The sequence below is a fragment of the Kitasatospora sp. MY 5-36 genome (genome assembly GCF_001182915.1).
Taxonomy (GTDB): Bacteria; Actinomycetota; Actinomycetes; order Streptomycetales; family Streptomycetaceae; genus Kitasatospora.
On sequence record NZ_LFVW01000843.1, the window covers coordinates 1 to 3925 of the forward strand.

The window sequence follows — 3925 nt, forward strand, 5'->3', positions numbered from 1 at the left end:
CCGCGACCAGGGCGGCGGCCCCCGCGGCCAGCGGGCCGGTGGCGCTGCTGCCGCCGGTGGCGGCCAGCTTCTCCGACTTCTCCGGCTTCTCCACCGCGGCCTGCGGAACGGGGGTGCGCGAGGCGGTGGTGTCGGCGACCGGCTCGACGGCGGGCGCGCTGGTGGGCGCGGCGCTCTGGGTGGCCGGGCCGGACGGGGTGGCCGCCGACCCGGAGGGCTTCTCGCAGCTCACCGAGGCGACGGTGACCTTCCCGGTGACCTTGGCGACGTTCAGGTTGAGCGGGTTCACCTCCACCTGCACCTCCAGGGCGGAGGCGGCGGCGGTGGTCGTGGTGACGGTCTTCTTGGAGAACTCCACCGAGACGCTGCCGACCAGCGGCACGTCCACCTTGGTCGGCCCGTACAGGCCGACGGTGACCGGCTTGCCGAGCACGCTGAGCTTGAGCGGCGCGACCACGTCGGCGGTGGGCTGCCCGTCCACCGGACAGCTGGCCTCGGCGCTCATCGCCTCCAGGCCGAGCAGCGCGGTGGCGGGCAGGCCGGGGGCGTGCACGTCGGCGTTGACCAGCTTGACGGAGGCGGTGGCGCCCTTGGCGTCGACGCGGGTGACCGACTTGCCGACGTCCGCCTTGACCAGGGTGACGGGGCCCGTCTGGTCCACCCCGGCCACCGTGGCGGTCAGGATCGAGCCGTCGCGCTGCGCCGGCGACTCCACCTTGTTCAGCGCGATGTTCACCGGGACGTCCACCGCCTTGTTCAACAGACTGACGTCCAGATCGAGTTCGGCGGTGACGGCGCGCGCCTTACCGGGCGACGACGGGGCGGGCTCGGCCGCCTGGACGGGCGCGGCGGTGAGCAGTGAGCTCGCCACCACGGCGGTGGCCGCGGCGGCGGAAACGATTCGGCGAGAGGACGGGCGAGCGGACGGGCGCGAAGACGAGGCCGAAGACGGGCGAGAAGACAAGGCGGTACCCCCACACAGATGAAACGATGAGCCGCCAGTCTTCTCGAACAATCCGTCACATGAGTAACACAGAACGTCATTTCACCCGTTGGAGTGAGATTGGCATTCTGCGCTGACCCATCTCTGCTACGGCAGCCGCCAGTCCACCGGCTGCGCCCCCTGCCGCACCAGCAGCTCGTTGGCCCGGCTGAACGGCCGCGAGCCGAAGAAGCCGCGGTCGGCCGACATCGGGCTGGGGTGGACCGACTCCACCGACGGGACGTTGCCCAGCAGCGGCCGCAGGTTGCGGGCGTCGCTCCCCCACAGGATCGCCACCAGCGGGCCACCGCGCGCCACCAGCGCCCGGATCGCCTGCTCGGTGACCGCCTCCCAGCCCTTGCCCCGGTGCCCGCCGCTCTTGCGCGGCTGGACGGTGAGCACCCGGTTGAGCAGCAGCACGCCCTGGTTCGTCCACGGGGTGAGGTCCCCGTTGGACGGCTCCGGCAGGCCCAGGTCGGTGCCGTACTCCCGGTAGATGTTGATCAGGCTCGCCGGGATCGGCCGCACCTCCGGCGCCACCGAGAAGCTGAGCCCGACGGCGTGGCCGGGGGTCGGGTACGGGTCCTGCCCGACGATCAGCACCCGCACGTCGGCGAAGGGCTGCTGGAAGGCGCGCAGCACGTTCGGGCCGGAGGGCAGGTAGGTGCGGCCTGCGGTCAGCTCGGAGCGCAGGAAGTCGCCCATCGCGGCGACCCGTCCGGCGACGGGTTCCAGGGCGGTGGCCCAGCCGGGCTCGACGATCTCGTTCAGTGGACGCGGTGCCATGGTCGCCACCCTATCGGCCTACACCGACACGGCTTTCAGCGGATGATCATGTGATCGAGAGGGCCCGACGGGCCGGCGGCACCCCAGCGACGGGCCGCTCGGGAGCCGGCCGCGCCCCCGCCCGAACACCCTCCCCGGCCCCGCGGCGGAACCCCCGGCGCGGCTACCCGACCGGCCGCCCCCGCAGCACCACCAGCCGCGGGTCCGCGAGCACCCGGACGTCCGCCCGCGGGTCCTGCGCGTACACCACGAAGTCCGCCGGCGCGCCCTCCTCCAGCCCCGGCCGCCCCAGCCACGCGCGCGCTCCCCAGCTCGCCGCCGACAGCGCCTCGGCCGGGCTCAGCCCCGCCTTCACCAGCTCCGCCACCTCCTCCGCGACCAGCCCGTGCGCCAGCGAGCCGCCCGCGTCGGTGCCGACGAACACCGGGATGCCCGCGTCGTGCGCGGCGCCCACCGTGGCGTACCGGCGCTCGTGCAGCCGCCGCATGTGCGCCGACCAGGCCGGGAACTTGGCCTCGCCGCCGGCCGCGAGGTCCGGGAAGGTCGCGATGTTGACCAGGGTCGGCACGATCGCCACCCCGCGCTCGGCGAAGACCGGGATCAGCTCCTCGGTCAGGCCGGTGGCGTGCTCGACGCAGTCGATCCCGGCCGCCAGCAGGTCCGGCAGCGACTCGGCGGAGAAGCAGTGCGCGGTGACCCGGGCGCCCTCCTCGTGCGCCGCCGCGATCGCCTCGGCCAGCGCGTCGCCGGGCCAGCAGGCGGCGAGGTCGCCGCGCTCGCGGTCGATCCAGTCGCCGACCAGCTTCACCCAGCCGTCCCCGCGCCGGGCCTCGGCCCGGACGTAGGCGGCCAGGTCGCCGGGCTCGATCTCGTGCGCGTAGTTGCGGATGTAGCGGCGGGTGCGGGCGATGTGCCGCCCGGCCCGGATGATCCGGGGCAGGTCCTCGCGGTCGTCGATCCACCGGGTGTCGGCGGCCGAGCCGGCGTCGCGGATCAGCAGGGTGCCGGCGTCCCGGTCGGTGAACGCCTGCTTCTCGCTGGTCTCGGCGTCCACCGCGCCGTGCGCGTCCAGGCCGACGTGGCAGTGCGCGTCCACCAGGCCGGGCAGCACCCAGCCGGTCACCGTCCGGACGTCCCCGGCAGTCGGCGGGCGGGTGAAGCTCACCCGGCCGTCCACCACCCAGAGTTCGTCCCGGACGTCCTGCGGACCGACCAGTACCCGACCCCGCACGTGCAGCACCGCGCCATCGCTCATGGCCGCACTCTACCGACGGGCGGGTTCCGTGTAAGCAGTCACAATGCGGCAGACTCGTTTCCGCACCCCCACCCCGCACGACCCCCGCGCGGCCCCCGCGCGACTCCCGCGAAACCCCGCGAAAGGCGATACCGACGTGAGCCCCTTCCTCGACCTGCCCCCGCTCAGCGCCGCCGAGTTCGCGGCGATCGAGGACCAGGTGGCCGCCCTGCTGCACACCGGGGCCGACGTGATCGTCACCCAGGGCGAGGCGCTGCTGCCCCTGGAGGCCGCGATCCGCGGCGCCGCGCACCCCGGCTCGACCGCCCTCAACGTCGTCACCGGCCCGTACGGGCAGACCTTCGGCAACTGGCTGCGCTCCTGCGGGGCGAAGGTCGTCGACCTGGCCGTGCCCTTCGACAGCGCGGTGAGCGCCGAGCAGGTCGCCGCGGCCCTGGAGGCGAACCCGGAGATCGACTTCGTCTCCCTGGTGCACGCCGAGGCCGCCACCGGCAACACCAACCCGGTCGCCGAGATCGGCGCCGTGGTCCGCGAGCACGGCGCGCTGCTGATGCTCGACGCGGTGGCCTCCGTCGCCGCCGAGCCCGTGCTCACCGACGAGTGGGGCGTCGACCTGTGCGTCATCGGCGGCCAGAAGGCGATGGGCGGCCCGGCCGGCGTCTCCGCCGTGTCCGTCTCCGAGCGCGCCTGGGCGCGGATCGCCGCCAACCCGGCCGCCCCGCGCCGCTCCTACCTCTCGCTGCTGGACTGGAAGGAGCGCTGGACCGACGCCGGCCGCGCCGTACTGCCGCACGCCCCGGCCCAGTTGGAGATGCTCGCGCTCGGCGCCTGCCTGGACCGGATCGCCGCCGACGGCCTGCCCGCCGTGATCGCCCGGCACCGCGCCGCCTCGGCCGCCACCC

At 74.5% G+C, this 3925-nt stretch carries 4 protein-coding genes; 1 reads left to right on the top strand and 3 read right to left on the bottom strand.

Annotated features, from left to right (window positions below; all coding sequences use genetic code 11):
- The 3 genes from AE652_RS37030 to AE652_RS37040 form a co-directional block, all read right to left on the bottom strand.
- The coding region (locus tag AE652_RS37030; RefSeq protein ID WP_159028663.1) for an SCO1860 family LAETG-anchored protein at positions 1-871 on the bottom strand (871 nt) is incomplete at its 3' end.
- Between the two features lie 219 nt (positions 872-1090).
- A complete protein-coding gene (locus AE652_RS37035) occupies positions 1091-1768 on the bottom strand; it encodes a uracil-DNA glycosylase (protein ID WP_049659571.1) in 678 nt (225 codons plus the stop codon).
- A 163-nt stretch (positions 1769-1931) separates the two neighbouring features.
- Positions 1932-3023, bottom strand: coding sequence for an amidohydrolase family protein (locus AE652_RS37040; protein WP_049659573.1), 1092 nt, complete (start codon positions 3021-3023; stop codon positions 1932-1934).
- Between the two features lie 136 nt (positions 3024-3159).
- Between AE652_RS37040 and AE652_RS37045 the strand changes: the two genes are divergently transcribed.
- On the top strand, positions 3160-3925 hold a 766-nt coding region (locus AE652_RS37045; protein WP_049659575.1), incomplete at its 3' end, for an alanine--glyoxylate aminotransferase family protein.